Origin of the sequence: Streptomyces sp. NPDC048436 (genome assembly GCF_043200355.1) — a bacterium.
Taxonomy (GTDB): domain Bacteria; phylum Actinomycetota; class Actinomycetes; order Streptomycetales; family Streptomycetaceae; genus Streptomyces.
Genome location: NZ_JBICXP010000010.1, coordinates 192516 through 218474 on the forward strand (window position 1 = coordinate 192516; position 25959 = coordinate 218474).

The following is a 25959-nucleotide window of genomic DNA, read 5'->3' on the forward strand; positions in this document are numbered from 1 at the left end:
ACGCGGAGGAAGGCTCAGGCGTCGCGCCGCCTGAGGATCGCGGTGGCCAGGGTCAGGGAGGCGGCGGTCCAGGCCACCAGGATCAGCAGCCCGGTGGCAGGACCGTAGAGATCCCCGTCGCCGGTGAGGAACTGCGTGCCCGCCGCCTGGGGCAGGAACTGCGCCAGGTTCGTGAGGAAGTCGAGGGGAGTCGATTGGAGGATCGTCGGCACGATGAGCAGCAGCACGAACAGCACGGTGATGGCCCCGGCTGAACTGCGCACGATGGCCGCGAGGCCGACGGTCAGGACACTCATGAGCATCAGGTGAACGGCGATCGCAAACACCTGGCCCGCCACTTGTGCGAAGTCGAATGTCGACTTGTCCATGGCCGCCGCTCCCGCGACGACTCCGGTCACCGCGAGCACGATCCCGGCGGCGAAGGCGACGGCTCCCAGGGTGAGGCTCTTGGCGATGAGCAGGCGTGCGCGGTCCGGCACGCACTGGAGGGTGTTGATGATGCTGCCGGTGGCGTACTCGCCGGTGACGCCGAGCATGGCGAGGGCGGCGACGACGAACTCGACGCCGAAGACCGTGGCGAGCGTCGCGGGGTCGGCGGCCGACGCCCCCGCGTCATGGGTGACCGCACCGACGCAGCCGGCCGTCACCCCCATCACGGCGACCGCCGAGAGCAGGAAGTACCAGGTCGAGCGGAGCGAGAAGAGCTTGGTCCACTCGGCGGCCACTGCGCCGCGAAGCCCGCCCCCGGCCGTCCGCAGCGCTGCCCGGCCCACTTCGGATGTCTGGGTTCTCACAGCCGTGCCTCCCCGAACTCGACGCTGCCTGCGGTCAGTTCCATGTATGCCTCTTCCAGGGACGCCTCGACGGGGCGCAGTTCGTGCAGTCGTACATGTGCCTCGTGGGCGAGATCGCCGACGCGCTCCGCCGTCAGGCCCCTCACCACCAGTTCGTACGCCGAGACCCACTGGAGGTCGTGCGCCTCAGGGCCGAGCCGGTCCGCCAGGAGGTGCAGGCCCGCCGCCTCGGGCCCGCGCACGCGGACCGCGTTGCGGGAGCTTCGCGCGAGGATGTCCTCCATCGGCGCGTCCGCGATGAGCCGTCCCTTGCCGATGACGATCAGCCGGTCGGCGGTGACCTCCATCTCGCTCATCAGATGGCTGGAGACGAACACCGTCCTGCCCTGCGCGGCGAGCGAGCGCAGGAAGCGGCGGATCCAGAGCACGCCGTCCGGGTCGAGCCCGTTGACCGGCTCGTCCAGCATCAGCACCTCCGGGTCACCGAGCAGCGCCCCCGCGATGCCGAGGCGCTGCCCCATGCCCAGCGAGAACGAGCCCGCCTGCTTGCCCGCCACATCGCCGAGCCCCGTGACGTCGAGTACGTCGCCGACGCGGCGGGCGGGAATGCCGTGGCTGCGGGCCATGGCGAGCAGGTGCTTGTACGCGCTGCGCCGGGGGTGCACGGCGTTGGCGTCCAGGAGGGCGCCGACCTCCCGCAGGGGGTGGCGGTGCTCGGCGTACCGCTTGCCGTTGATGAGGGCCGTGCCCGATGTGGGGTGGTCGAGACCCAGGATCATGCGCATCGTGGTGGACTTGCCCGCGCCGTTCGGGCCGAGGAAGCCGGTGATCTTCCCGGGGGCGACCTCCAGGGTCAGGGCGTCGACGGCGGTCTTCTCGCCGTATCTCTTGGTCAGGCTCCGCAAGGTGAGCATCGTTCCCCAAGTTCCTTTCCGTGCCCGCGCCTTCGGTGGCGTCGGCGGTGATGGCAGGGACGCTACGGAGCGGCGTGGCCGGGGACAGGGGACCTTGGTCAGCACCCGCACCGCACTTTCGTAAGGTGCCGGGGCCCCGGGTAGCGTGCTCGCATGATCCGAGTGCTGCTTGCCGACGACGAGGCGATGATCCGGGCCGGGGTGCGGGCGATCCTCGGCACCGCCGAGGACATCGAGGTCGTCGCCGAGGCGGCCGACGGGCACGAGGCGGTCGAACTCGCCCTCAGGCACCGCCCCGACGTCTGCCTCCTCGACATCCGGATGCCCCGGCTCGACGGCCTCCAGGCGGCGGCCGAGCTGCGCAGGGCCGCGCCCGAGACGGCCGTGGCGATGCTCACCACGTTCTCCGAGGACGAGTACATCGCGAGCGCGCTCGCCTCGGGCGCCGCGGGTTTCCTCCTCAAGTCCGGCAATCCGCGCGAACTGATCGCCGGGGTGCAGGCGGTGGCGGAGGGCGGCGCGTATCTCGCCCCGTCGATCGCGCGGCGGGTCATCTCCCACCTCGGCGCGGGGCAGCTCGGCAAGCAGGCCACCGCGCGGGCCCGCGCCGAGGAGCTGACGGCGCGCGAGCGTGAGGTGCTCGCCCTGGTCGGGGCAGGGCTGTCGAACGCGGAGATCGCCCAGCGGCTGCACGTGGTCGAGGGCACGGTGAAGGCGTACGTCAGCCAGGTCCTGGCCCGCCTCGGCTTCAAGAACCGGGTGCAGGCCGCGATCCTCGCGTACGAGGCGGGGCTCGTCGGCGGGGAGTGAGGGCCGCCCAGGGGGGTGCCGGGCGGCGGCGTCCTTACCGCCGGGGTCCAGGGCCCCCTACTTTCGTCAGCGGCGCGGAGCACCCGTCATCGGCGATCCTTGGCGGATGCGCGGCAGAACTGGCTGGCTCCCCCGGCTCTTCGACATCGGGCTGTGGCTCGTGGTGTGCGCGCCACCGGCCACGGCCGTCTTCAGTCTCGACGGACGTGCGGCGGTCGTCGCCGCCGTGGGTGTCCCGCTGCTCGGGGCCGCCGTCGCGTACAGCAGGCGGTGGCCGCTCGCCGCGCTCGCCGTGCCGGTGGCGCTGAGCCTGATGACGGACCCGGAGATGCTGACGCCCGTGTACTGGGCGGCGTTGGTCTGCTTCGGCTGCCTCGCCGGCAGCCGCACGGCCGCCGTACGGCCCGCCCTGTGGTTCTTCGCCGCGGTCGCGCCGACCGGGCTCGTGCTGAGCGCGGTCGTGTCGAGCGATCTGTGGCACTGGCCGACGATGCTCCTCACGCTGCTGCTGAGCGTGGTGCTCCCGTGGCTGCTCGGCCGCTGCCGCCGCCAGTACGCCGACCTGACGGCCACCGGCTGGCGGCTCGCCGAGCGCATGGAGCACGAGCAGCAGGCCGTCGCCGACCGCACCCGCATCCGCGAACGCGCCAGGATCGCGGGCGACATGCACGACTCGCTCGGTCACGACCTGACGCTCATCGCGGTCCGGGCGGGCGCCCTTGAGGTCGATCCCACCCTCGACGCCCGTCAGCAGGCGGCCGTCGGTGAGCTGCGCGCGGCGGCGGGGGCGGCGACCGAACGGCTACGGGAGATCATCGGCGTACTGCGTGCCGACGACGAAGTGCCGCCCCGGGCCCCGTCGGAGGAGAGCCCGGAGGCCTTGGTCGAACGCGCGCGGGCCTCCGGCGTCAAGGTCACGATCGAAGAGCCAGGCGACACGGTGAGTATGAGCGGCAGCGGTGACACTCCTGGCACCGAGAACCTGCCGCCCATGGTCGCCCTCGCCGTCCACCGCGTGCTCCAGGAGGCCCTGACGAACGCCGCCAAACACGCACCGGGCGCCGCGGTTCGGGCCCGCATCGCGCGAGGCGGCGAAAGCCTGCGGCTCACGGTGGTCAACGATCCGGCCCCGGCCGGGCGCCTGGCCGGAGTGGCCTCGGGCGGCAACGGCCTGGTCGGCCTCGACGAGCGGGTGCGCCTCGCGGGCGGCACGCTGCGCGCGGGGCCGACGGACGACGGCGGCTTCGAGGTGACCGCCGAACTGCCCACGACTACGGCCGCACCCCGCACCGCCGACGCGCCCCGGCCGACCACCTCCGCCCAGGAGCTGGAGCTGGCCCGGCGGCGGGTGCGGCAGCGGCTCGCGCAGGCGGTCCTGACCCCGCTCGCGGTCCTCGCCGGGATCCTGCTGCTCATGATCCCCGTCAGTCTGATCAGCTCGTCCTTCTCGGTGCTCGACCGGGACGTGTACGAGGACCTGACCATAGGCGAGCCGCGCGGCGAAGTGGAATCCCGGCTGCCACGGTTCACCCGGGACGGCCCACCGGACGGCTCACCGGCGACACCGCGCGGTCAGGCGTGCGCGTACTACAGCACGCACCTCATGTCCGGCGACGGCTACCGCCTCTGCTTCGACGAGGGGCGGCTGGTCTCCAAGTCGGTCGTGGGCAGGAGAGATTGATGGTGTACGAGCCCCAGAACACGAGGCCCCGTACAAGGCCCAATGCAAGGCCCAGTACAAGGTCCAACAAGCAGGAACGAGAGGCAGTCATGGCGACGCACCCCACACCGCCCGGCCGGCTCCCCCTGGAGGGCATCACCGTCGTCAGCCTGGAGCAGGCCGTCGCCGCCCCCTTCGCCACCCGGCAGCTGGCCGACCTCGGCGCCCGTGTGATCAAGGTCGAGCGCCCCGGCGGCGGCGACTTCGCCCGCCGCTACGACACCACCGTGCACGGCCAGGCCAGCTACTTCGTCTGGCTCAACCGCTCCAAGGAGTCCCTCACCCTCGACCTCAAGTCCAAGGAAGGACTGGAGATCCTGCACGAACTCCTCGCGGGCGCCGACGTGTTCGTGCAGAACCTCGCGCCGGGAGCGGCCAACCGCCTTGGCCTGGGCGCGGAGGAACTCCAGGCCCGCTACCCCTCGTTGATCCCCTGCACGGTCAGCGGGTACGGCACCAGCGGCTCCTGGGCGAACCGCAAGGCGTACGACCTGCTCGTGCAGTGCCAGACCGGGCTGCTCTCGCTGACCGGCACGCCCGACGAGGCCGTGCGGGCGGGGATCTCGGTCGCGGACATCGCGGGCGGGATGTACGCCTACAGCGGCATCCTCACCTCGCTCCTCACCCGGGCGACCACCGGCCGCGCGCCGGCCGTCGAGGTCTCCCTCTTCGACGCGCTGGCCGAGTGGATGAGCCAGCCCGCGTACTACACGCGCTACGGCGGCACCCAGCCGCCCCGCGTCGGTGCCCGGCACGCCACGGTCGCGCCGTACGGCCCCTTCACCGCGTCCGACGGCAAGGACGTCCTGCTGTCCGTGCAGAACGAACGCGAGTGGGCCGCCCTGTGCGAGCAGGTCATCGGGCGTCCCGAACTGACCGACGACCCGCGGTTCGCCACCGGCTCGGACCGCGTCGCGCACCGCGACGAACTCGACGCGATCATCTCCGTACGCTTCGCCGAACTCGGCAGCGACGAGGCGATGGAGCTGCTCGACCGCGCCAACATCGCCAACGCGGGCGTCAATTCGGTCACCGAGTTCCTCGCCCACCCCGCCCTCACCGAGCGCGAGCGCTGGCGCGACGTCGCCATTCCGGGCAGTTCCTCCCCCGTTCAGGCGCTGGTGCCACCGGCGGATCTGAGTGGCGTACCCCCGCGGATGGATCCCGTGCCCGCGGCGGGCGAGCACACCGAGCTGATCCTTGAGGAGCTGGGCCACGGCCCGGACGACATCGCCCGGCTGCGCGCGGAAGGGGTCTGCCGGTGAGCGACCTCACGGTCTGCCGGTGAGCGGCCTCACCTGACTCAGGCGACGCCGAGCCCTTCGAGCACCACCGCGTTCGGCAGCTCGGCGAACGCCTTGCCGGGCACGATCAGCTTGCCCCGTCGGCTGCCGCTGCCGATGAGGGCGTACGGCAGATCGACGACGGCGGCGTCGACCAGGAGCGCCCAGTCGGCGGGCAGGCCGATCGGGGTGATGCCGCCGTACTCCATGCCGGTCTCGCCGGTCGCCGTGTCCATCGGTGCGAACGAGGCCTTGCGCGCGCCGAGTTGGCGCCGTACGACGCCGTTCACGTCGACCCGGGTCGTGGAGAGGACCAGGCACGCGGCGAGCGTGGACTCGCCGCCGCGCTTGCCCGCGACGACGACGCAGTTCGCGGACTGCTCCAGGATGTCCTGGCCGTAGTGCTCCACGAAGGTGGCGGTGTCGGCCCACCGCGGGTCCGTGTCGACATGGAGGACCTGCTCGGCGGGGACGGCTCCGCTCCAGCCGCGCACGGCGTCGGCCACGGGCGCGACCAGGAGGTCGAGCGCCTCGGGTGCGGGGCGTACGTCGTCGAAGTCTCCCATGGGTGCACGCATGACGGCACGCTAACAGCGTTGCCCTCCATCGGAGTCGGCCGTCTCAATGAGCGGGCGCCCGGCCTCGGCGGACAGCACGACGGGCGACGCGCGGCCTCAGTAGGACGACGCGTGCGCGGGCGGCACGGACACGGACATGGTCATCTCGACCGGCTCGGCGCCCTTGTTGTGATAGCCGTGCGCCACGTTCGCCTCGAACGAAGCGGCCGACCCGGCGGGCACAAGATGCTCGACCCCGTCGACTAGGAGCGTCAGTTCGCCCGCCGCGACGTGCAGCAGCTCCATGGTCCCCGGCGGATGCGGGTCGGAGTCGCTGCCGTCACCGGGCATCAGCTTCCACGCCCAGAGCTCGAAGGGGCCGCGCGCCTCGGTCCCCACGAGCAGCGTCGTGCTGCTGCCCGCCTCCGTGGACCACATCCGCACCGCCTGTTCCGGCGGCACGAGGCGGACGTGGGAGCCCTGTTCGTAGTCGAGGAGCGTGGTGATGCTGACGCCGAGCGCGTCGGCGAGCTTCACCGTGATGCCGACGCTGGGGTTGGTCCTGGCCTGCTCGATCTGGATGATCATGCCGCGGCTGACGCCCGCGCGGGCCGCGAGCGCGTCGAGCGTGAAGCCGCGTTCGGTGCGCCACCGCTTGAGGTTGCGAGCGAGCGACTGGGTGAGCTGGTCGAGGTCCGACACATTCCGTCCAATATTATGGATGACAGAGTTCAGGATAGTGAACTACGGTGTGGTGCACCCGAAGGTTCATCACACTGTACTGCGAGGTCTCCCGATGACAGCCCTGTTCGCTCTGGCCACCAGCCTCCTGTGGGGCCTGGCCGACTTCGGCGGCGGACTGCTCACACGACGCTTCCCCGCACTGACGGTCGTCGTCGCCTCGCAGACCATCGCGGTGGTCGTACTCGGAGTGATCGTCGTCGCGACCGGCGGCTGGACGGAGTGGGGGCCGCAGCTGTGGTTCGCGGTGGGCGCGGGACTCGTCGGCCCCGTCGCCATGCTCGCCTTCTACAAGGCCCTCGCGCTCGGCCCGATGGGCGTCGTCTCACCGCTCGGTTCGCTGGGCGTCGTCGTACCGGTGGGCGTCGGGCTCTTCCTGGGCGAGCGGCCGGGAGTTCCGCAGTTCGCCGGGATCGCCGTCGCCGTGGTCGGCATCGTGCTCGCGGGCGGGCCCGAACTGCGCGGCGCCCCCGTGCAGCGCCAGGCGGTGCTGCTCACACTGGTCGCGGCCTTCGGGTTCGGCGCGGTGATGGCGCTCATCTCCGAGGCGTCGAGCAGCCTCACGGGCCTGTTCCTCGCCCTGTTCGTGCAGCGCGTGACGAACGTGACCGCCGGCGGCACCGCACTGTTCATCTCGGTCAAGCGCGGCGGCAGGGCGCTCCCCGACGGCAGCGGGATGCGCGTCATCTGGGCGTCGGTCCCGGCCCTCGCCTTCGTCGGCTTGGCGGACGTCGCGGCCAACGGCACGTACTCGGTGGCCGCCCAGAACGGCCCGGTCACCGTGGCCGCCGTACTCGCCTCCGTCTACCCGGTGGTCACCGCCCTCGCCGCCCGCTTCGTACTCAAGGAGCGGCTGCGCGGGGTCCAGGCCGCGGGCGCGGGCCTGGCCTTGGTGGGCACGGTACTACTGGCCAGCTGAATCAGGCCTCGTCCAACTCCGCCAGAGCAAGCAGCTGTTCCGGCGTGACACCGTCAGGAATCGGCACAGGCGCAGGCGTCCGCAGCGGCGGCTGCCACCCCGTGTCCGCGTCCCAGCGACGCACCACACGGGCCGGCGCCCCTGCCACCACAGCGTGGTCGGGCACGGAGCCGCGCACGACCGCGCCCGCCGCCACCACGACATTGCGGCCGATCCTGGCACCGGGCAGGATCACGGCGTTCGTGCCGATCCAGCAGCCGGGGCCGATCTCGACCGGCTCCATGCGGGGCCACTGCTTGCCGATGGGCGTGTGCGGATCGTCGTACGAGTGGTTCGTGGACGTCACATAGACCGTGGGCCCGAAGTAGCAGTCGTCGCCGATCGTCACCGTCGTGTCGGCGATGACATGGCTGCCGCGGCCAAGGACCACGCCGTTTCCGATGCGCAGTATGGGATCGGGACCGAGGTCCAGGTCGGGCATCATCCCGGCGGTGAGGGTGACCTGCTCGCCGATGATGCAGTGGTCGCCGATGCGGATCCACGGCTCACCGAAGACCGTCCCCTGCGGGAAGGCGAGCTTCGTGCCCTGGCCGAGCGCGCCGAACCGCAGCCGCCCCGGCCGTTGCGCGGTCACCGCGCCCGTCCGCTGCACCCAGGCCCAGCCCGCGTGGACGGCGCGCTGCGCCGCGCGGCGCCGCCAGTCGGCGACCGCGGATGAGAACGTGTTCCTGTTCTTCGGCACGCGCATACGTTACTCAGCCACACGCGCCCGGGTGAGCCCGCGCCCCTGTGATCTTCACCCCACACGGTGGCGCAACCCGCCCCGTCCCGTACCGTTCCGCCAGGCGCGAGACACGTACGAATGGAGACATCCGATGGGCCACGAGGCACTCATCACCGGAATCGGCGGCAAGGACCCGAAGATCGATCCGGCCGCCTTCACCGCGCCCACCTCCGTCGTCATCGGCGAGGTGACACTGCACGCCGGGGCGAGCACCTGGTACGGAGCGGTGCTCCGTGCGGACGGCGGTCCGATCGTCATCGGCGCCGACAGCAACATCCAGGACAACTGCAGCCTCCACGTCGACCTGGGCTTCCCGATGACGATCGGCGAGCGGGTCTCGGTCGGCCACAACGCCGTCCTGCACGGCTGCACCGTCGAGGACGACTGCCTGATCGGCATGGGCGCGACGGTCCTCAACGGCGCGGTGATCGGCGCGGGTTCGCTGGTCGCGGCGCAGGCGCTTGTGCCGCAGGGGATGGTCGTGCCGCCAGGCTCACTCGTCGCGGGCGTACCGGCGAAGGTGCGGCGCCCGCTCACCGACGAGGAGCGCGCGGGCATCACGCTCAACGGCACGATGTACGTGGAGCTGGCCAAGGCCCACCGGGACGTCCACGCCGGGTGACGTCAGTCGGCGGGGTCGGTCAGCGGCGTCAGTCGGCGGTCGGCACGGCGGCCGGCCCGGCCGCCGACTGCCCTCCGCTGTCGGCTTCGGCCTCGGCGCGCGCCGCCGCGGACTTCTTGGCGCGGCGCTTGACGAACAGCATGGAGCCGACGCCGATCAGCACGGCGATGGCCAGGCCGACGTACGAGAACCGCTTGAGCCAGTCCTCGGCGACGACGCCGATGTAGTAGATGACGGCGGTGGTGCCGCCCGCCCAGATGATGCCGCCCAGGACGTTGGCGACGAGGAACTTCCAGTACGGCATGCGAAGCACGCCCGCGAGCGGCCCGGCGAAGATCCGCAGGAGGGCGACGAAGCGGCCGAAGAAGACCGCCCACATGCCCCACTTCTGGAAGGACTGCTCGGCGCTGCCGACGTTCGCGGCGCTGAAGTGCTTGGGGAACTTGCGTTCGAGCCAGGCGAGCAGTGGTCGGCCGCCCTTGCGCCCGATCGCGTACCCGATGGAGTCGCCGATGATGGCGCCCGCGGTGGCGCAGATCCCGAGGACGACGGGGTTGAGCTCGCCGTGCTGCGAGGAGAGCAGCGCCGCCGATACGAGGACGATCTCACCCGGCAGCGGTATGCCCAGGCTCTCCAGGCCGATGACCACGGCCACCAGCGCGTAAATACTGACGGCCGGTACGGTCTCCAGCCATTCCTGGACGTGCAACGCCGGTTCCTCCTGTGCTGGTGTGCCTGTACCCGGCGTGCGCGATCCCCCCGGGGCGCGCACGCCGGGCAGCCTACCCGCTCACCCGGCGTCGGCCGCCGGGGCGGAGTCCCAGAGGTCACACCGGTGCTCACGGCCCACGGTGGTGCTCAGCTCATTGCCTCCCGCGGACGCGGTGCGCAGCGAGAGCACCTGGCCAGGCCGGACGCGCTGGTCGGGCGCGGCGGGCTGGCCGTCGGCGCGTGGCGGACCGCCGTGGACGAAGGAGCCCCAGTACTGGATCATCTGGCGGGACAGGGCGCGCTGTTCGGCATTGAGCGGCGACGCGAGCCCGAAGTGCTTGAAGAGGTACTGCACTTCGTTGACGTGGGTCGCGCCGAAGTCGAACGTCCTGCCCGCCTCGCGGATCGACGCGAAGGGCGGCGAGGTGCGGTCGGCGAACTCATACGCGTAGACGGGCCCACGGCCCGCGAGCGCCCTGTCCATGCGCAGCGCCGTGCAGGCGAACATCTGGTCGCCCTGGGCAGCGGCGTAGGCGTGCGTCGGTGAGGCGTGCCCGGAGAGCGGATAGCGCCCCAGGACCTTGGCGCCAAGGTCCTCGCCGTACGTCCGGGTCAGCGCGGCCGGGTACTGCGCCTCGGTGAGCGGCTTGCCCTGCCCGTCGAACTGCCCGTAGGCGAAGAGCCGCCCTTCGTCGCTGTTCGCGCCGTTCAGGACGGGCACGCGTGAGGCGCTCCCGTTCTTGTACGCCTCCTCCGGCTGGACCGGCAGGAAGTCACCGCCCGCCACCGGACCCCAGTCGAACCCGGCCTGGGCCGCGAGGATCTCCTTGGCGGGCTTCCTCCGCAGACAGGCGAGGGCGTTCGCCTCGTCCGGGCAGCCGGCCTTCTTCGCGAACGCCGCGCCCTGAGCGACCGCCGCCTTCCGATCACGAGCCGCGCAGTCCCCGTAGGCCCCGCTCTCCACGATGCCCGCGCGATAGAGCCCCTTGGCGGTGGGCGAGGCGAGCTGGGTGCAGACGGAACGGCCGCCCGCGGACTCGCCCGCGATGGTGACGCGCTGCCGGTCGCCGCCGAACGAGCCGATGTTGGCGCGCACCCAGCGCAGGGCCGCCTGCTGGTCGAGCATTCCGTAGTTGCCCGAGACATGGTCGGACGCCTCACCGTCGAGCCCCGCCGCGGCGAGGAACCCCATGGCTCCCAGGCGGTAGTTGACGGTCACGACCACGGTGCCGGTGCGCCGCGCGAAGGTGTCGGGCACGATGTCCTCGCCCGCGCCCGCGGTGAGCCCGCCGCCGTGCAGCCAGACCAGGACGGGCCGTTGCCCGTGCCCCTCCGGGGCGTACACGTTGACGTCGAGGCAGTCCTCGGTGTGACTGGGATTCTCGTAGCCAGGGTCCCAACTGGACGACTGTACACAGCGGTTGCCGAAGGAAGTGGCGCTGCGTACGCCCTTCCAGGGCTCGGCAGGCCGCGGCTCCGTCCAGCGCAGGCCCCCGACGGGCTGACGTGCGTAAGGGATGCCGAGGAACTGCCGCCCCTGGTCGGTGGATTCACCGCGCACCCAGCCCCCGTCCGTGCGGACGAGCGTGCCGCCGCCCGTCCGGGGCGCCCCCTCCGGGGAGGCTTGGGCGGCCTGTGGGGTGAGCACCGCGGCTGCGGCCGCCAGGGCGACGAGGGCGGCTGCGGCACGCCTCGTCCGGCCGCCGTTCCTGTCTCTTCCCGTGCTACTGCGTCCCGTTCGTCTCATGCGGCGACTCCCCTTGATGACGTCGACCCACTGGCGGCGGAAAACTATGACCGTCACTGACTCGTGTCAATGAGTTGAACAAAGGAGCCGGGGAAACGGCGGGAAAGCGGCCACAAAGAACGGCGTCGCGGCGGTCGGGACCCCCGTGGCCCGGCCGACGCGACGCCGTGTGTTCAACGAACGTACGGAACCCAACGCCCGTACGCGACTCAGTTATTGGGACGCAGCGTCCAGACGACGGTCATCTCGCCGGTCACGGCGCCGTCCTCGCGCTGGATCGCGATGGCCACCGGGAACTCGGGGCGCTGCCCGGCGTCCAGCTCGGCGACGACATCGGCGGCCGGGCGGCCGAGGGTCGCGGTGGCGGTGACCGGCCCCATGGCGAGCTTCTTGTACGAGATGTCGGCGCGGACGGCGAGCGGCACGGCCCGCGAGAGCTGCTCCCCGAAGGCGGCCAGCACGATCGCGCCGCTCGCGGACTCGCCCAGCGTGAACATGGCTCCGGCGTGCGGCCCGCCGATGTGGTTGTGGAAGTCGCCCTGATCGGGCAGGGCGACCACGGCCTTCTCGGGGGTGGTCTCGCGGAACTCGAGGTTCAGCGTCCGGGCCATCGGCACGGTGGCGGCGAGCATCTCGCCTATCGACATCTGGTCAGCGCTCATGGACGCGATGTTACCCACGGGTAGCGTTCTTTGGCCAGGAGCGTGCTCGTCGTAGATCGCGGTCCCCTATCGTTTCCCCCCATGTGGCCAGGAGAGCAGCAGCCCGGGGGCGGGCCCGACCAGCAGCCGAATCCGTACCAGCAGCCGGGATACCAGCAACCGGCGCCTTGGAACGCTCCTACCGTTCCGGGTGGCACAGCCCCGCAGACACCGCAGACCCCACAGGGCGGGGGCGGGGGCAACAGAACCAAGGTCATCGCCGTCGTCGCCGCGGCCGCGGTCGTGGTGGCCGCCGGTGTCACCGGTTTCCTCGTCCTGGGCGGCGACAAGGACGACGACGCGAAGCCGGACCCGGCGCGCTCCGCCTCCGCGTCTCCGCAGCCGGTCCGGTCGGGCGACGCCGATGAACGTGGCAACGGCGGCGGGCCGAAGCCGACGATTTCAGGCTGGCAGACAGTCGTGAATCCGGCCCGCGGCATCGCCTTCGACGTACCCCCGGGGTGGAGCCTGAAGTCGGCGGACTGGGTCGGCTGGGTGTCGGAGGACGACGACCCCGAGGACAAGCCCATCGTCGCCATCGCCTCTCCCGCGTACCTCAAGGAGCAGTGGTGCGGGGCCGACGAGGACAGGGACGGCACCAAGGACTACACGCCCCTCGCCGCCACCGGCACCAAGGGCAACAAGGGCGCTACCAGCACCGACGAGGCCGCGGCCAAGGACGCGCGGCTGTGGATCTACGGGGCGTTCACGCAGCCGGACAAGAAGAAGGTCAAGGCCGGGGCCCCCGAGCCCTACACCACGAAGTCGGGTCTCAAGGGCAGCCTGGCGACCGCGTCGTCCGCCGGCGTGGAGAAGAAGGGCAAGTGCGATACGGACGGCAAGGCCACGGTGTTCGCGTTCATGGACTCCGACGGCGAGTACGCCTCCTGGTCCTTCCACGGCGCCACGGGCGTGAATGACGAAGTCCCGGACGCGACGGTCAAGAAGATCCTCGGTACGGTGCGCGAGATCAAGGCCCAGCCGGAGTCCTGAACGGCCGGTCGCCCTCACCTGAGGTGACGGTGACATGTCCAATCCGACAACCCGTATCGTTTCCCGCCATGTGGCCAGGACAGCAGCCGCCCGGGGGCGAGCAGAACCCGCAGGACCAGAATCCCAACCCGTACCAGCAGCCGGGGTACCAGCAGCCCAACCCGTATCACCAGCAGGGCCAGTGGAGCGCGCCGACCGCGCCGATGGGCGTGACCCCGCAGCCGCCGAGCGGCAACGGCGGCGGCAACCGGACCAAGCTGGTCGCCATCGTCGCGGCGACGGCGGTCGTGGTGGCCGCAGGTGTCACCGGCTTCCTGGTGCTCGGCGGTGAGGACGACAAGGCGGACAGCGCGGACGCAAACCCGTCCAAGTCCGCCTCGGCGTCCAAGAAGCCCGAAACCGACCCGGCGACCGGCGGCGGCGAGGACGAGCGCGGCACGGACAACGGCCCGAAGCCGGTGGTCAAGGGCTGGCAGGTCGTGGTGAACCCCAAGTGGGGCACGGCCTTCGACGTCCCGGCGGACTGGGAGGTGCAGACCCCCGGCACCCTCATCGGCTTCGAGGACGCCGGCAAGGGCGCCGAGGCAAAGCCGCTCATCACCATGTCCGCCCCCGCGTACTACAAGTCGAAGTGGTGCTCGTCCGACGACGACAAGGACGGCACGAAGGACGACATCGCGCTTGGCGCCGTCGGCACCAAGGGCGCGAACGGCGCGAAGAGCACCGACGAGGTCGCGGTCAACCAGGTGCCCTGGTGGGTCTTCGGCGGCTACACCCAGCCGGACCGGAAGAGCCTCTCCTTCGACAAGAAGGCGCAGCCCTTCACCACGAAGACGGGCATCAAGGGCAGCATCGCGCGCGCCCACTCGACGAACACGCCGCAGAGCGGCAAGTGCGACTCGGACGGGAAGGCGATCACGTTCGGCTTCAAGAACTCCCAGGGTGACTATGTCGCCTGGAGCCTCTACGGCGCGAAGGGCGTCAAGGACGAGATCCCGGAGGCGACGGTCATGAAGATCCTCAATACGGTGCGCCTGCACGGGGATCCGTCCGGGTCCTGAGCCGTTTCGTACACCGACGGGGCTTGTGACCCGATGTGCCGGCTCCCCCGCGGGGTCAGCGATGGCATCAGGCCACAGGCCCCTCTATGGTTACTGCCCATGTGGCCAGGACAGCAGCCGCCCGGGGGCGAGCAGAACCCGCAGGACCAGAATCCCAATCCGTACCAGCAGCCGGGGTACCAGCAGCAGCCGAACCCGTACCAGCAGCCGGGATACCAGCAGCAGCCGCACCCGGGGGCGTACTCGCAGCCGGAGCAGCCGCAGTGGGCGGCGCCCACGCCGCCGCCGATGCCGCCCCAGCAGGGCGGCCCGGGCGGGGACGGAAACAAGACGAAGGTCACCGCGATCGTCGCGGCGCTCGCCGTCCTGGTGGCCGCCGGTGTCACGGGCTTCCTGGTCCTCGGCGGCGACAAGGACGACGAGGCGGACGGGAAGCCGGGGAAGTCTCCCGCCAAGTCCGCCTCCCCGAAGCCGAGCCCCAGCCCGACGGGTTCGGGCGGCACGGAGCGCGGCACGGGCAACGGCCCGAAGCCGACGATCAAGGGCTGGCAGGTCGTCGTGAACCCCAAGTGGGGCACCGCCTTCGACGTCCCCGCCGACTGGGAGGTCGACACCCCGGACACCTTCATCGGCTTCGAGGACAGCGAGAAGGGCGACGGCAGCGTGCTCATCGGCATGTCCGCCCCCGCGCACTACAAGTCGAAGTGGTGCTCCTCCGACGACGACAAGGACGGCACGAAGGACGACACCGCCCTCGGCGCCGTCGGCACCAAGGGCCAGAACGGCGCGAAGAACACCGAGGATGTGGCGCGCAACGACTCCGCGTGGTGGGTCTTCGGCGGCTACACGGGCCAGAAGAAGGCCGACAAGAAGAAGATGAAGGTCGGCAAGGCGGAGTCGTACACCACCACGTCGGGCATCAAGGGCAGCGTCGCCACCTCCACGACGTCCGGTGTCGTGAAGGAGGACAAGTGCGACTCGGACGGCAAGGCCACGACGTTCGCCTTCAAGAACGCCGATGGTGAGTACGTCGCCTGGTCGCTGTACGGCGCCAAGGGCGTGAAGGACGAGATCCCCGACGCGACGGTGAAGAAGATCCTTTCGACGGTACGTCTGCACGGCGACCCCGAGGAGTCCTGAGCCGCCGTCCCCCGCGGAGAATCGGTTTGGCAAGTCGGCTCCACGACGGGGATAGTCCCCTGGTGACCAAACCCGCCGCCGCGCGCCGCCCCTCCTGGGCCGGCCGCAACTACACCCTGCTGACCGCCGCCGCGATCGTCACCAACCTGGGCAGCCAGGGCGCCCTGATCGCGGCGGCGTTCGCTGTGCTCGACTCGGGTGGGGACGGCGGGGACGTCGGTCTCGTGGCGGCGGCGCGGACTCTGCCGCTCGTGCTGTTCCTGCTCATCGGCGGTGCCATCGCCGACCGGCTGCCGCGCCACCATGTGATGGTCGCGGCCAACGCGCTCAACTGCGTCTCGCAGGCGGTCTTCGCGGTCCTCGTCATCTCCGGCACGCCCCCGCTGTGGTCGATGATGCTGCTCACCGCGCTCTGCGGCACCGGCCAGGCCTTCTTCAGCCCCGCCGCCGAGGGCATGCTGATGTCGACCGTGAGCGGCGAGCAGGCCGGCCGTGCCTTCGCGCTCTACCGCATGGCGACGCATGGCGCGGGGCTCGGCGGTGCGGCGCTCGGCGGTCTGATGGTCGCCGCGTTCGGGCCCGGCTGGGTGCTCGCGGTGGACGCGGCGGCGTTCGCGGTGGCCGGAGCCCTGCGGTCGTTCCTCGACGTGAGTCACATTCCGGCGCGTGAGCCCGGCGGCGGACTGCTGTCCGATCTGCGGGAGGGCTGGCGGGAGTTCATCGGGCGGCCCTGGCTGTGGGCGATCGTCGCGCAGTTCTCCGTGGTGGTGGCCGTGGTCGGTGCGGCCGAGGCCGTGTTCGGGCCACTGGTCGCCCGGGACGAGCTTGGCGGTGCGGGGCCCTGGGGGCTCGCGCTCGGCGCGTTCGGCGTGGGTACGATCGGCGGCGCTCTCCTGATGATGCGGTGGAAGCCGCGGCGCCTGCTGCTCGCGGGCACGCTCTGCGTCTTCCCGCTCGCCGCGCCGTCGGCGGCGCTCGCGGTGCCGCTGCCGGTGTGGGGCTTGGCCGTGGTGATGTTCGTCAGCGGTGTCACCATCGAGGTGTTCGGCGTCTCCTGGATGACGGCGATGCATCAGGAGATCCCGGAGGAGAAGCTGTCGCGGGTCGCCGCGTACGACGCCTTCGGTTCGCTCGCGATGGTCCCGCTCGCCACGGCGCTCGCGGGCCCCGCCGAGCTCGCCTTCGGGCGTTCGGCCTCACTGTGGGGCTGTGCGGCCCTTGTGGTCGTGGTGACGGCGCTGGTGCTGCTCGTTCCTGACGTACGCAATCTGACGCGGCGCACGCCCTCGAAGGAGGTCGCCAAGGCGGCCCCCGCTCCCCCGGCCACGCCGTCAGCCGATGCTGAAGGCCCCCTCGGGCGGCTCGGGTGAGGCGACCGCGTCCTCGTCCCGCACCGGCTTCGCGTCACCGGTGAACCGCCGCAGCGAAACCCCGTACTCGACACGTGCCGGGAAGACGTCGCCCGCCGCGCGGCGGGCCAGCGCCTCGACGTCGATGGGTGCGTGGGAGGCGACGAGCACCGCGTTGCCGAAGCGCCGGCCGCGGAGCACGGAAGGCTCGGCGATCAGCGCGAGCTCCGCGAACACCTCGGAGAAGGTGGCGAGCTGGGAGCGGAGGAAGCCGAAGGGCGCTCCGTCGGCGAGGTTCGCCGCGTAGAGCCCGCCCGTGCGCAGAACGCGGTCCGCGGAGCGCGCGTAGGCCACCGAGGTCAGATGTGCGGGCACCCGCGAGCCGCCGAACACATCGGCGATGAGTACGTCGGCGCTGTCGGGCTCCGCCGCTTCGAGCCACCCGCGGGCGTCCGTCGCGTGCACGGTGATCCCGGAACCCTGGGGCAACGGCAGCCGCTCGGTGACCAGTTCGAGCAGGCCGTGGTCCGCCTCCACCACGTCCTGGCGTGAACCGGGCCGCGTGGCGGCGACATAGCGGGGCAGCGTGAGCGCTCCGCCGCCGAGATGGGTGACGTCGAGCGGGCGGTCCGGAACGGCGGCGGTGTCGATGACGTGGGCGAGCCGCCGCACGTACTCGAACTCCAGATGGGTCGGCGCGTCCAGGTCGACGTACGACTGGGGCGCCCCGTCGACCGTGAGCAGCCAGGCATGCGCGCGGTCGACGTCCGGCATCAGCTTGGCGGTGCCGTGGTCCACGTCCCGGATGACAGGTATGGCCTCGTCGTCGCGTTCGTCCTCGGTCACCGCTCCATTGTGCCCGCCTCCCCCGGGGGTGGGTCCCCCGAGGGAGGCGGGCATCGCGGCCGTCAGACGACCCCGGTCACGGTGCCCGCTCCGACGGTGCGCCCGCCCTCGCGGATCGCGAAGCCGAGGCCCGTCTCCAGGGGCATGTGGCGGCCGAGCTCGACCGTCATGGTGACGGTGTCGCCGGGCCGGGCGACGGCCGTCTCGCCGAGGTCGACGTCGCCGACCACGTCCGCGGTGCGGAGGTAGAACTGCGGCCGGTAGCCGGTCGTGATCGGCGTCGAGCGTCCGCCCTCCTTCGTCGACAGGACGTACACCTGGGCGGTGAAGCGGCGCCTTGGGCTGACGCTGCCGGGCTCCGCGACGACGTGCCCGCGTCGTACGGCGTCGCGTGGCACCCCGCGCAGGAGGAGCGCGACGTTGTCGCCGGCCTGCGCGGACTCCATCGGCTTGCCGAATGTCTCAAGGCCGGTGACGACCGTCTCCGTTTCGGCGCCGAGCACCTCCACCCGGTCGCCGACGCGCACCGTGCCGCGCTCGACGGCTCCAGTGACGACGGTTCCGCGCCCGGTGATGGTGAGCACGTTCTCCACCGGGAGCAGAAAGGGCGCGTCGACATACCGCTCGGGCATGGGCACATAGGTGTCCACGGCGTCGAGCAGCGCCTCGATGGTGGCGGCCCACCGCGGGTCGCCCTGCAGCGCCTTCAGCCCCGAGACCCGTACGACGGGGACGGAGTCGCCCCCGTACCCGTTCGCGGAGAGCAGCTCGCGCACCTCCAGCTCGACCAGGTCGGTCAGCTCCTCGTCGCCCGCGTCGGCCTTGTTCAGCGCGACCACGATGTGGTCGACGCCGACCTGCCGGGCGAGCAGGACGTGCTCGGCGGTCTGCGGCATGATCCCGTCGAGCGCGGAGACGACGAGGATCGCCCCGTCCAGCTGGGCGGCGCCGGTGACCATGTTCTTGACGTAATCGGCGTGGCCCGGCATGTCCACGTGCGCGTAGTGGCGGGTGTCGGTCTCGTACTCGACGTGCGCGATGTTGATGGTGATGCCGCGCTGCCCCTCCTCGGGGGCCCGGTCGATGCGGTCGAAGGGCACGAACGTGCCGGTGCCGCGCTCGCTGAGGACCTTGGTGATGGCGGCGGTCAGGGTGGTCTTGCCGTGGTCGACGTGGCCCATCGTGCCGATGTTGAGGTGCGGTTTCGTGCGGATGTATGCCGTCTTGGACATGGCGGTTCCTTCTGTGGAACTCGAAGCTGAAGTCCTGGGCGCACGTCATCGCGTGCGCGCTCGGGACGGGGACCCCGGGGCCGGACCGACCCTCCCCCTACGGGGTCCGCCGGAGTGTCCGGGGAGGGTCAGCGTCGGGCGCCGTCGACAAGAAGTGCGGCAGGAGGTGCGGCGCAGAGGAAGACGGCAGCCTTCGCAGCGTCCGCGACTGCGGACGGGGCTGCGTGGAAGGCGTACCGGAACATGTCGCAGATCATCGCTGACGGGGAGGGGTACGTCGAATGGTTTTCCGCTGGATTTCCGCCGTGCCGACAGCGTGAAGTCGGGTGCGGTCAGAGGTTCTTCAGGGCCTCGCGCACCGAGAGGGGCGAGAGGTGCCCGCGTTCCCGTTCGACGAAGTCGCGTACCGCGTCCGGATCGGTCTTGGCATACTCCCGCAGGCTCCAGCCGATGGCCTTGCGGATGAAGAAGTCGGGGTGCCCGGACTGGCGCAGGCAGTAGGCAAAGAGGCGTTCGGTGTCGGTGGCGTCCTTGTGGCGGAGCTGGTGGAGCAGGGCGGTGCGGGCCACCCACAGGTCCTCGTCCTCGATCCAGGCGTCCATCGCGGCCGTGAGCTTCGGGTCGGCGGTGACGAGCCCGCCGACGACGTGCGCGGCGAGCGCGTCGACCGTGTCCCACCAGGGGACCGTCGTGACGAGATGGCGGACGACCGGCAGGAAGCCGGACGAGCAGCGCTTCACGTGGCGGCGCAGATAGTCGACCGCGAAGTACGCGTACTCGCGTTCGGGCAGTTCCCAGCAGCGCAGGGCGACGGCCGCGCAGTCCGCCTCGCGGGGGCGTGGGAGTCCGGCCACCACGGTGCGCGAGAGCACGCGGCGCAGGGGCGCGGGCACGCCGAGGAAGGGCGCGACGCCCTTCATGTACGCCTGTGCCTGAGCGGCCCGCTGCGGATCGGCGGCCGTCGCGTAGGTGGCGGTGAGCCGTTCCATGACGGTGTCGGCGACGTCGCTGTGCGGGACTGTCGGGCTCATGGGCCGCACCTTAGAACTGTGACGCCGGTGAGACACACGATACGGCGATCACACACATGTGTCGGTTAGTCTCCCCGGATGCTCGACACCGCCGCCGCCCGTCCGCGGAGCCTCCCCGCGCGCTGTTCCAAGGCGCTGCTCTCGCCGTGGTCGCGGCTGTCCCTGCTGGTGCTGCTGCTCGCGGCCGCCGGGACGTGCGTGCTGCTCTTCGAGCCGCAGCGGCTGCTGTCCACCGGGTCCGACGGGTTGACCCGGCAGCTCGGCGGCGCCGCCGCGGTGACGGTGTTCGCCGCCGCGTACGGGCTGTGCACCGCGGCGTTCGTACCGCGTCCGCTGCTCAACTTGGCGGCGGGCGCCCTCTTCGGGTCGCAGGCGGGGCTCGCCGCGGCGATCGCCGGCACGGTCCTCGGCGCCGGGATCGCCTTCGGGCTGGGCCGGATGCTGGGGCAGGACGCGCTGCGCCCGCTGCTCCGTGGACGCTGGCTCGAGGCCGCCGACGGGCAGTTGAGCAGGCACGGCTTCCGGTCGATGCTGGCGGCGCGGCTGTTCCCCGGGGTGCCGTTCGCGGCGGCCAACTACTGCGCGGCGGTGTCCCGCATGGGGTGGCTGCCGTTCCTCCTGGCCACGGGCCTCGGGTCGGTCCCGAACACCGCCGCGTACGTCGTCGCGGGCGCCCGCGCTTCGACGCCGACGTCCCCGGCCTTCCTGATCGCGATGGGCTTCATCGCCGTGACGGGCCTCGCGGGAGCGGTGGTGGCGTGGTGCAAGCGCCACCAGTTGCGGGGCCGGTAGTTCAACCGGCGGCTGCCTGCAACGCTTCCAGGCTGGTCGCGTAGCGGCACGGGCGGGGCAAGAGGAAAGGGCCGCCGCACATGGACGGCAGCCCTCCGGCGGTCTCTTCATCTGGTGACGCTACGCTGCCCCACGGGAGGGGAGTGATCACCCCTCGCTCTCACACCCCTCATATCCCCTTCACATGACCGCTTCCGCAGCCCATGATCCGTACTTGGACGGCGCAGTTTCCATGTCTTGGCTTGAATCCTTCATCCTCGGGCTCGTCCAGGGACTGACCGAGTTCCTCCCGATCTCCTCCAGCGCGCACCTGCGGCTGACCGCGGCGTTCGCCGGCTGGCACGACCCGGGGGCCGCGTTCACCGCGATCACCCAGATCGGCACCGAGGCCGCGGTGCTGATCTACTTCCGCAAGGACATCGCGAGGATCATCTCCGCGTGGTTCGGTTCCCTGTTCGGGAAGGTGCCGCGCTCGGACCACGACGCGCAGATGGGCTGGCTGGTCATCGTCGGCTCGATCCCGATCGGTGTGCTCGGCGTGACCTTCAAGGACCAGATCGAGGGCCCGTTCCGTGATCTGCGGCTCATCGCCACGACGCTCATCGTGATGGGCATCGTCCTCGGCATCGCCGACCGCCTGGCGGCCCGCGACGAGACCGGCGGCAAGCACCGGGCCGTCAAGGAGCGCAAGAGCCTGAAGGAATTGGGTGTCCGCGACGGCCTGATCTTCGGCATCTGCCAGGCGATGGCCCTGATCCCGGGCGTCTCCCGCTCCGGCGCCACGATCAGCGGCGGCCTGCTCATGGGCTACACCCGCGAGGCAGCGGCCCGCTACTCGTTCCTGCTCGCCATCCCTGCCGTCCTCGCGTCCGGCGCCTTCGAGCTGAAGGACGCGGGCGAGGGCGGACACGTGTCCTGGGGCCCGACCATCTTCGCGACGATCATCGCGTTCATTGTCGGATATGCGGTCATTGCGTGGTTCATGAAGTTTATTACGACGAAGTCCTTCATGCCGTTCGTGTACTACCGCATCGCCCTGGGCCTGGCCCTGTTCGTGCTGGTGGGGACGGATGCGCTGAGCCCGCACGCGGGGGAATCGGCGGACTAGCGGGGTCCGGCCGACATATTGCGGTACGCCAACATGCCCACCCAGACTGCAAGTTCATGGCGTGCGCACCCACTTCAGGAACCGGCGAAACCGGGTCGCACCGCTCCGCTAGCATGATCGAACCTGTGACGATCGCCTTTATATAGCCAACAACTAACAAATCGGCCAAGCAATTGATACCTATAGCATCGCGGGTGTTTTCGCGACAAAACTGCACAACTCTGCTCGCCGCGTGGCGCCGCCCACGGCCGATGCTGTGGACCGCGGTGGGCGTCGTGGCCCTCGGATTCCTCGTCGCTCTGGAGGTCGCCGCGCGTCACTACGGCACGCCAGGACCTCTCACCAACCAGGTGCAAGAGGTCATTTTCGCGCCCAAGTCGGGGCCGCTGCTGTACGCCAGCATGGCGTTGATGATGGTGGTGCTCACCTGGCGGCAGCGGTTCATCGCGGCCGGTGTCGCGATCGGCATCGACGTCGTCTTCTTTCTGGTGCGGTGGGCGGTCGGCGCCGACATGATGTTCGGCAACGGCGCGCTGTGGGTGATGTTGGGCTGCGCGGTCATCGCCGTCACGCACCGCACCGGCCAGGAACGTGTCCTGCTCCTCAAGGGCGTCGGCCTCGGCCTGCTGCTGGTGGCCGGCCGCAAGACCGGTGACGCCTGGCTGCTCATCACGTCGGAGACCCGCCCCGGGGTGCTCGACCAGTACGTCGCGACCGCCGATCAGGCGCTGGGCAACCCGTCATGGGTGGTGGGCCGGCTGGTGCAGGCCACCGGTCCGGTGGGCTCCCATGTCCTCGACTGGGTCTACATCCAGCTCGCGGTGGCCGCGGTCGTCGTCACGCTGTACCAGCTGCGTAATGTGGCGACCGAGCGCCGGTTCCCGGGCCACCATCTGGTGCGCACCTTCTTGGTGATCGGCGTCCTCGGACCGGCCGTTTACATGATCTTCCCGGTGGTCGGCCCGATCTTCGCCTACGGCGCCGATGGCGGGCAGTGGGCGATGGCCAACGTGTGGCCGAACACTCCGCCGCCGATCAGTGCCCCGCACGAGATGGCGATGGCCACCGGTTTCGACGACATACTCCCCCGTAACTGCATGCCGAGCCTGCACACGGCGTGGGCCACAGCGATCTTCATTCATTCCCGCAAGGCCCCGCGGTTTCTTCAGTTCGTCGGCGCCTTCTGGCTGCTTGCCACGCTCGGCGCGACGCTGGGGTTCGGCTACCACTACGGCGCGGACATCATCGCCGGCGTGGTGTTCACGCTCACGATCGAGGCGGCGCTGCGCTCGTTCGAACGCGGCTGGGACCGGTCGGGAATCCAGCTGGTCGTGCACGGCACGGTGGTCTTCGCCGCGCTCCTGGTGTCCTATCGCTATCTGCCGATGGAGATGGCCAGGCATCCGTGGCTCTTCGGCCCTCTCCTCATTCTGGCGATGGTTTCGGTGATCCACGGATACGTACGGACCACCAGGCTGTGGGATCCGAAGGCGGCACCCACGTGGAAGCCGGAACCCCAACCCGAACTGGTCTGAGTCCGGTCGCGTCCGACAGTGGGCTGAGCGCTTCTCCAGTGGGAGCCAAGTGAGAGGGATGCAGTGCAGTTTCAGGTGCGTGGGCGGGCCGCCCGCCGGTGGGTCACGCTGGGGTTGATCGCGTTCGGGTCGCTGTTCTTGATCATCGGGCTGATCCTGGCGGGTCTCTCGGTCTCGTTCCTCGCGGACGCGGAGCGCGCCCCGGGCACGGTGGTGGCCCTGGAGTGGCGCAACGACCACAGCGGCACGTCCCGCAAGAGGCAGCAGAGCGACGGGCCCGTGGCCTACCCCGTGGTCGAGTTCACCTCGAAGGACGGCGCGCCGAGGTCGTTCCGCGGCTCCATGGGTTCCGATCCACCCTCGTACGAAAGGGGTGAGCGGGTCGAGGTGCTGTACCGCGCCGACTCCCCCGGGGACGCCCGGATCAACGGGTTCGCCTCGCTGTGGCTGCTGCCGCTCATCTTCGGCGGGGTCGGCCTGGTGATCATGGCGGCCGGGGCGGTCGTCGCGACGGTGATGCGGCGGCGTTCCCGGGCAGAGTCCGGGAACCGCCCCCTCAGGCCAGCAGTTTGACCTTGGCCCGGTCGAATTCCTCGTCGGTCAGCGCACCGGAATTGCGCAACTCCGCGAGTCGCGCCAATTCGTCCGTACCGCTGGGTCCGGTCCTGCCCTCGGCTACCGTTTTGCGGATGTAGTCCTGGAGCGCCGCTTCCGACTGCTTCGCCTGCTTGATGTCGCGTTGGCCCATGCCTCGGCCTCGCGCGATGACGTACACAAGCACCCCGAGGTAGGGGAGAACGATACAGAAGACCAGCCATCCCGCCTTGCCCCAGCCGCTGAGTTCGTCATCGCGGAAAACGTCCATGACGACTCGGAAAAGCAGGAAAAGCCACATGATCCAGAGGAAGAAGTACAGCATCGTGAGAAAGAGATCGAGAAGCGGATAGTCGTCCATGACTGCCTCTTTCCAGCCTCGCGGATGGTGCAGAAAAGTATCTCCCTGAGCGTCGGCGCGCGCATTCCGGGCGAATTCCGAGCGGTCGCATGGCACACCCCGCCCTCGGGGCAGGGCAGCCGGGCGGGGACACGGCCTGAGCGCGAGCGGCAGAAGGGGACGCCGGATACCGCTTCGGTCGACGCGTCCCGGGAGGGGGCACGTCAGGAGTTCAGGACCCGCGCTTTCTCGGCGGTGAACTCCTCGTCGGTGCGGCGCCGACCAGGGCGGCTGCCTCGCTCTTGCCCAGTACGTCCTCGTCGAGGCCGATCGCCGTGATGGCGACGACGAGCGGCAGGCAGGTCGACGTATAGAGCCTCAGGGCGCACGCGAGACCGGGCCGTGCGGGTGAGGCCCGCGGTGGAACCGCCCCTAAGTCTTCAGTTCCGCCGCCTCGATGGCCTTGTTGCGCCGCACCGACGACGCGAACGAGGAGGCGATGAGGACGACGCCGACGAGGCCGGTGATGACCTCGTTGATCTCGTACTGGATGGTGACCAGGAGGATCACGGCGAGCGCGCCGATCGCGTAGTGCGCGCCGTGCTCCAGATAGACGTAGTCGTCGAGCGTTCCCTGGCGGACCAGATAGACGGTGAGCGACCGGACGTACAAGGCGCCGATGCCCAGGCCGAGCGCCATCAGGACGATGTCGTTGGTGATCGCGAAGGCGCCGATCACGCCGTCGAAGGAGAACGACGCGTCCAGGACCTCGAGGTAGAGGAACATGAAGAACGCGGCCTTGCCGGTCAGCACCACTGCCGACTTGGGCTTTCCGCCGCGCGCGGCCCGCTCCTCGGCCTCGTTTTCGCGCTCCTCCTCTTCCTCAAGACGGTTCTCGAAGAAGGAGGAGAGCCCGCCCACGACGAGGTACGTGATCAGACCCGCGACACCCGCGAGCAGCACGGTCTCCTGCTTGTCGGCGTGTACGCCGCCGTGCTGATGGGCGTGGACCGCGAAGGTCATGGACGCGACCAGGAGCACGACGAGCGCGATGCAGACCGACAGCATGTCGACCTTGCCGAGCTTGGCGAGCGGGCGCTCCAGCCAGCCGAGCCACTTGATGTCACGCTCCTCGAAGATGAAGTCGAGGAAGATCATCAGCAGGAACATGCCGCCGAAGGCCGCGATGGAGGGGTGTGCGTCCGTCACCAACTGCTGGTAGCGGTCCGGCTGGTTGACGGCCAGGTCGACCGCCTTGACGGGGCCCATCTTGGCGCTGATCGCGACGATCGCCACCGGGAAGACCAGACGCATGCCGAACACGGCGATCAGCACACCCACCGTGAGGAAGATCGTCTGCCAGAAGGAACTCATCTTCTTCAGGATCCCGGCGTTGACCACCGCGTTGTCGAACGACAGCGAGATCTCCAGGACGACCAGGATCGCGACGACTCCGAACGCGGTCCATCCGCCGTAGAACACCGCCCCGATCAGGCCGAGCACAGTGATCGCGAAGGACCAGCCGAAAGTCTTCAGAATCATGGGCTTCCCTCATGAAGTCGTCAGGTCTTGCATCGTGCGCCGGGTGAGGCCGACGCCCTTCTCTTTGCCGTTCTCGCGGCTCTCACTACTGCT

General features: G+C 70.4%; 26 protein-coding genes and 1 pseudogene. 13 read left to right on the forward strand and 14 right to left on the reverse strand.

Features of this window, described 5'->3' with window-relative positions; translation table 11 throughout:
- Positions 1-14: 14 nt before the first annotated feature.
- Both ACGFX9_RS30005 and ACGFX9_RS30010 read right to left on the reverse strand, forming a co-directional pair.
- A complete protein-coding gene (locus tag ACGFX9_RS30005) occupies positions 15-794 on the reverse strand; it encodes an ABC transporter permease subunit (protein WP_393479320.1) in 780 nt (259 codons plus the stop codon).
- Complete coding sequence (locus ACGFX9_RS30010; protein WP_393479325.1) at positions 791-1708, reverse strand: ABC transporter ATP-binding protein; 918 nt, start codon at positions 1706-1708, stop codon at positions 791-793. Before ACGFX9_RS30010 ends, ACGFX9_RS30005 begins: the two co-directional genes overlap by 4 nt.
- A gap of 153 nt (positions 1709-1861) precedes the next feature.
- Between ACGFX9_RS30010 and ACGFX9_RS30015 the strand changes: the two genes are divergently transcribed.
- The 3 genes from ACGFX9_RS30015 to ACGFX9_RS30025 all read left to right on the forward strand — a co-directional run bounded on the left by ACGFX9_RS30015 (position 1862) and on the right by ACGFX9_RS30025 (position 5503).
- Positions 1862-2518: a response regulator gene (locus ACGFX9_RS30015; protein ID WP_393479329.1), complete on the forward strand. Its 657-nt coding sequence runs from the start codon at positions 1862-1864 to the stop codon at positions 2516-2518.
- A gap of 106 nt (positions 2519-2624) precedes the next feature.
- Positions 2625-4199 (forward strand): sensor histidine kinase, encoded by a 1575-nt coding sequence (locus ACGFX9_RS30020; RefSeq protein ID WP_393479334.1) that lies wholly within the window; start codon positions 2625-2627, stop codon positions 4197-4199.
- Between the two features lie 89 nt (positions 4200-4288).
- Positions 4289-5503 (forward strand): CaiB/BaiF CoA transferase family protein, encoded by a 1215-nt coding sequence (locus ACGFX9_RS30025; protein WP_393479337.1) that lies wholly within the window; start codon positions 4289-4291, stop codon positions 5501-5503.
- A gap of 38 nt (positions 5504-5541) precedes the next feature.
- Here the strand turns inward: ACGFX9_RS30025 and ACGFX9_RS30030 are convergent, their stop codons facing one another.
- Positions 5542-6099, reverse strand: a complete 558-nt coding sequence (locus ACGFX9_RS30030; RefSeq protein ID WP_393479342.1) for a YbaK/EbsC family protein — start codon at positions 6097-6099, stop codon at positions 5542-5544.
- 96 nt (positions 6100-6195) lie between these two features.
- Positions 6196-6780, reverse strand: a complete 585-nt coding sequence (locus tag ACGFX9_RS30035; protein WP_393479347.1) for an XRE family transcriptional regulator — start codon at positions 6778-6780, stop codon at positions 6196-6198.
- A gap of 94 nt (positions 6781-6874) precedes the next feature.
- Between ACGFX9_RS30035 and ACGFX9_RS30040 the strand changes: the two genes are divergently transcribed.
- Positions 6875-7738 (forward strand): EamA family transporter, encoded by an 864-nt coding sequence (locus tag ACGFX9_RS30040; protein ID WP_393479351.1) that lies wholly within the window; start codon positions 6875-6877, stop codon positions 7736-7738.
- A 1-nt stretch (position 7739) separates the two neighbouring features.
- Here ACGFX9_RS30040 and ACGFX9_RS30045 read toward each other — a convergent pair whose 3' ends face one another.
- Positions 7740-8480, reverse strand: a complete 741-nt coding sequence (locus ACGFX9_RS30045) for an acyltransferase (RefSeq protein WP_393479354.1) — start codon at positions 8478-8480, stop codon at positions 7740-7742.
- Between the two features lie 133 nt (positions 8481-8613).
- Here ACGFX9_RS30045 and ACGFX9_RS30050 point away from each other — a divergent pair, with 133 nt between their 5' ends.
- Positions 8614-9144 (forward strand): gamma carbonic anhydrase family protein, encoded by a 531-nt coding sequence (locus ACGFX9_RS30050; protein ID WP_393479358.1) that lies wholly within the window; start codon positions 8614-8616, stop codon positions 9142-9144.
- Positions 9145-9172: 28 nt separating this feature from the next.
- On the opposite strand, the gene ACGFX9_RS30055 is transcribed toward ACGFX9_RS30050, so the two are convergent.
- The 3 genes from ACGFX9_RS30055 to ACGFX9_RS30065 form a co-directional block, all read right to left on the reverse strand.
- Positions 9173-9853 (reverse strand): DedA family protein, encoded by a 681-nt coding sequence (locus tag ACGFX9_RS30055; RefSeq protein ID WP_393479362.1) that lies wholly within the window; start codon positions 9851-9853, stop codon positions 9173-9175.
- Between the two features lie 81 nt (positions 9854-9934).
- Complete coding sequence (locus tag ACGFX9_RS30060; RefSeq protein ID WP_393479366.1) at positions 9935-11602, reverse strand: carboxylesterase/lipase family protein; 1668 nt, start codon at positions 11600-11602, stop codon at positions 9935-9937.
- A gap of 209 nt (positions 11603-11811) precedes the next feature.
- On the reverse strand, positions 11812-12264 hold the full coding sequence (locus tag ACGFX9_RS30065) for a DUF4442 domain-containing protein (RefSeq protein WP_393479370.1): 453 nt from the start codon (positions 12262-12264) through the stop codon (positions 11812-11814).
- Between the two features lie 81 nt (positions 12265-12345).
- On the opposite strand from ACGFX9_RS30065, the gene ACGFX9_RS30070 reads away from it, so the two are divergent.
- The 4 genes from ACGFX9_RS30070 (at position 12346) to ACGFX9_RS30085 (ending at position 16867) form a co-directional block, all read left to right on the forward strand.
- Entirely contained in the window at positions 12346-13296 is a 951-nt protein-coding gene (locus tag ACGFX9_RS30070) for a hypothetical protein (protein WP_393479373.1), read from the forward strand.
- A gap of 68 nt (positions 13297-13364) precedes the next feature.
- Positions 13365-14357: a hypothetical protein gene (locus ACGFX9_RS30075; RefSeq protein ID WP_393479378.1), complete on the forward strand. Its 993-nt coding sequence runs from the start codon at positions 13365-13367 to the stop codon at positions 14355-14357.
- Positions 14358-14456: 99 nt separating this feature from the next.
- Positions 14457-15497 (forward strand): hypothetical protein, encoded by a 1041-nt coding sequence (locus ACGFX9_RS30080; RefSeq protein WP_393479383.1) that lies wholly within the window; start codon positions 14457-14459, stop codon positions 15495-15497.
- Between the two features lie 59 nt (positions 15498-15556).
- The gene (locus ACGFX9_RS30085; protein WP_393479624.1) at positions 15557-16867 is read left to right on the forward strand and encodes an MFS transporter; all 1311 of its coding nucleotides are present in this window, start codon (positions 15557-15559) and stop codon (positions 16865-16867) included.
- On the opposite strand, the gene ACGFX9_RS30090 is transcribed toward ACGFX9_RS30085, so the two are convergent.
- The 3 genes from ACGFX9_RS30090 to ACGFX9_RS30100 form a co-directional block, all read right to left on the reverse strand.
- Complete coding sequence (locus tag ACGFX9_RS30090; RefSeq protein WP_393479629.1) at positions 16829-17620, reverse strand: spermidine synthase; 792 nt, start codon at positions 17618-17620, stop codon at positions 16829-16831. The two genes, ACGFX9_RS30085 and ACGFX9_RS30090, sit on opposite strands and share 39 nt — an antisense overlap.
- A 134-nt stretch (positions 17621-17754) precedes the next feature.
- Complete coding sequence (tuf, locus tag ACGFX9_RS30095; protein WP_393479387.1) at positions 17755-18924, reverse strand: elongation factor Tu; 1170 nt, start codon at positions 18922-18924, stop codon at positions 17755-17757.
- A 332-nt stretch (positions 18925-19256) separates the two neighbouring features.
- Positions 19257-19955, reverse strand: a complete 699-nt coding sequence (locus ACGFX9_RS30100; protein ID WP_393479391.1) for a DNA alkylation repair protein — start codon at positions 19953-19955, stop codon at positions 19257-19259.
- A gap of 78 nt (positions 19956-20033) precedes the next feature.
- On the opposite strand from ACGFX9_RS30100, the gene ACGFX9_RS30105 reads away from it, so the two are divergent.
- The 4 genes from ACGFX9_RS30105 (at position 20034) to ACGFX9_RS30120 (ending at position 23963) form a co-directional block, all read left to right on the forward strand.
- Positions 20034-20747: a TVP38/TMEM64 family protein gene (locus ACGFX9_RS30105; protein WP_393479396.1), complete on the forward strand. Its 714-nt coding sequence runs from the start codon at positions 20034-20036 to the stop codon at positions 20745-20747.
- Positions 20748-20979: 232 nt separating this feature from the next.
- Positions 20980-21855, forward strand: a complete 876-nt coding sequence (locus tag ACGFX9_RS30110) for an undecaprenyl-diphosphate phosphatase (protein WP_393479401.1) — start codon at positions 20980-20982, stop codon at positions 21853-21855.
- 251 nt (positions 21856-22106) lie between these two features.
- Positions 22107-23390: a phosphatase PAP2 family protein gene (locus ACGFX9_RS30115; protein ID WP_393479633.1), complete on the forward strand. Its 1284-nt coding sequence runs from the start codon at positions 22107-22109 to the stop codon at positions 23388-23390.
- A 63-nt stretch (positions 23391-23453) separates the two neighbouring features.
- Positions 23454-23963: a DUF3592 domain-containing protein gene (locus ACGFX9_RS30120; protein ID WP_393479406.1), complete on the forward strand. Its 510-nt coding sequence runs from the start codon at positions 23454-23456 to the stop codon at positions 23961-23963.
- Here the strand turns inward: ACGFX9_RS30120 and ACGFX9_RS30125 are convergent.
- From ACGFX9_RS30125 to ACGFX9_RS30135, 3 genes and pseudogenes are all read right to left on the reverse strand, one after another.
- Positions 23947-24345, reverse strand: a complete 399-nt coding sequence (locus tag ACGFX9_RS30125; protein WP_393479410.1) for an SHOCT domain-containing protein — start codon at positions 24343-24345, stop codon at positions 23947-23949. The genes ACGFX9_RS30120 and ACGFX9_RS30125 overlap by 17 nt on opposite strands.
- A gap of 250 nt (positions 24346-24595) precedes the next feature.
- Positions 24596-24820, reverse strand: a pseudogene (locus ACGFX9_RS30130) (hypothetical protein); the annotation flags it as partial.
- Positions 24757-25866 (reverse strand): DUF475 domain-containing protein, encoded by a 1110-nt coding sequence (locus ACGFX9_RS30135; protein WP_393479415.1) that lies wholly within the window; start codon positions 25864-25866, stop codon positions 24757-24759. The gene ACGFX9_RS30135 and the pseudogene ACGFX9_RS30130, both read right to left, overlap by 64 nt.
- Positions 25867-25959: the final 93 nt, after the last annotated feature.

Excerpts from the sequence above, each read along its gene's own strand:
- ACGFX9_RS30010 (WP_393479325.1), bottom strand. The coding sequence starts at position 1,708 with ATGCTCACCTTGCGGAGCCTGACCAAGAGATACGGCGAGAAGACCGCC.
- ACGFX9_RS30015 (WP_393479329.1), top strand. The coding sequence starts at position 1,862 with ATGATCCGAGTGCTGCTTGCCGACGACGAGGCGATGATCCGGGCCGGG.
- ACGFX9_RS30020 (WP_393479334.1), top strand. The coding sequence starts at position 2,625 with ATGCGCGGCAGAACTGGCTGGCTCCCCCGGCTCTTCGACATCGGGCTG.
- ACGFX9_RS30025 (WP_393479337.1), top strand. The coding sequence starts at position 4,289 with ATGGCGACGCACCCCACACCGCCCGGCCGGCTCCCCCTGGAGGGCATC.
- ACGFX9_RS30030 (WP_393479342.1), bottom strand. The coding sequence starts at position 6,099 with ATGCGTGCACCCATGGGAGACTTCGACGACGTACGCCCCGCACCCGAG.
- ACGFX9_RS30040 (WP_393479351.1), top strand. The coding sequence starts at position 6,875 with ATGACAGCCCTGTTCGCTCTGGCCACCAGCCTCCTGTGGGGCCTGGCC.
- ACGFX9_RS30050 (WP_393479358.1), top strand. The coding sequence starts at position 8,614 with ATGGGCCACGAGGCACTCATCACCGGAATCGGCGGCAAGGACCCGAAG.
- ACGFX9_RS30060 (WP_393479366.1), bottom strand. The coding sequence starts at position 11,602 with ATGAGACGAACGGGACGCAGTAGCACGGGAAGAGACAGGAACGGCGGC.
- ACGFX9_RS30065 (WP_393479370.1), bottom strand. The coding sequence starts at position 12,264 with ATGAGCGCTGACCAGATGTCGATAGGCGAGATGCTCGCCGCCACCGTG.
- ACGFX9_RS30070 (WP_393479373.1), top strand. The coding sequence starts at position 12,346 with ATGTGGCCAGGAGAGCAGCAGCCCGGGGGCGGGCCCGACCAGCAGCCG.
- ACGFX9_RS30075 (WP_393479378.1), top strand. The coding sequence starts at position 13,365 with ATGTGGCCAGGACAGCAGCCGCCCGGGGGCGAGCAGAACCCGCAGGAC.
- ACGFX9_RS30080 (WP_393479383.1), top strand. The coding sequence starts at position 14,457 with ATGTGGCCAGGACAGCAGCCGCCCGGGGGCGAGCAGAACCCGCAGGAC.
- ACGFX9_RS30090 (WP_393479629.1), bottom strand. The coding sequence starts at position 17,620 with ATGCCGGACGTCGACCGCGCGCATGCCTGGCTGCTCACGGTCGACGGG.
- tuf (WP_393479387.1), bottom strand. The coding sequence starts at position 18,924 with ATGTCCAAGACGGCATACATCCGCACGAAACCGCACCTCAACATCGGC.
- ACGFX9_RS30100 (WP_393479391.1), bottom strand. The coding sequence starts at position 19,955 with ATGAGCCCGACAGTCCCGCACAGCGACGTCGCCGACACCGTCATGGAA.
- ACGFX9_RS30105 (WP_393479396.1), top strand. The coding sequence starts at position 20,034 with ATGCTCGACACCGCCGCCGCCCGTCCGCGGAGCCTCCCCGCGCGCTGT.
- ACGFX9_RS30110 (WP_393479401.1), top strand. The coding sequence starts at position 20,980 with ATGTCTTGGCTTGAATCCTTCATCCTCGGGCTCGTCCAGGGACTGACC.
- ACGFX9_RS30115 (WP_393479633.1), top strand. The coding sequence starts at position 22,107 with ATGCTGTGGACCGCGGTGGGCGTCGTGGCCCTCGGATTCCTCGTCGCT.
- ACGFX9_RS30125 (WP_393479410.1), bottom strand. The coding sequence starts at position 24,345 with ATGGACGACTATCCGCTTCTCGATCTCTTTCTCACGATGCTGTACTTC.
- ACGFX9_RS30135 (WP_393479415.1), bottom strand. The coding sequence starts at position 25,866 with ATGATTCTGAAGACTTTCGGCTGGTCCTTCGCGATCACTGTGCTCGGC.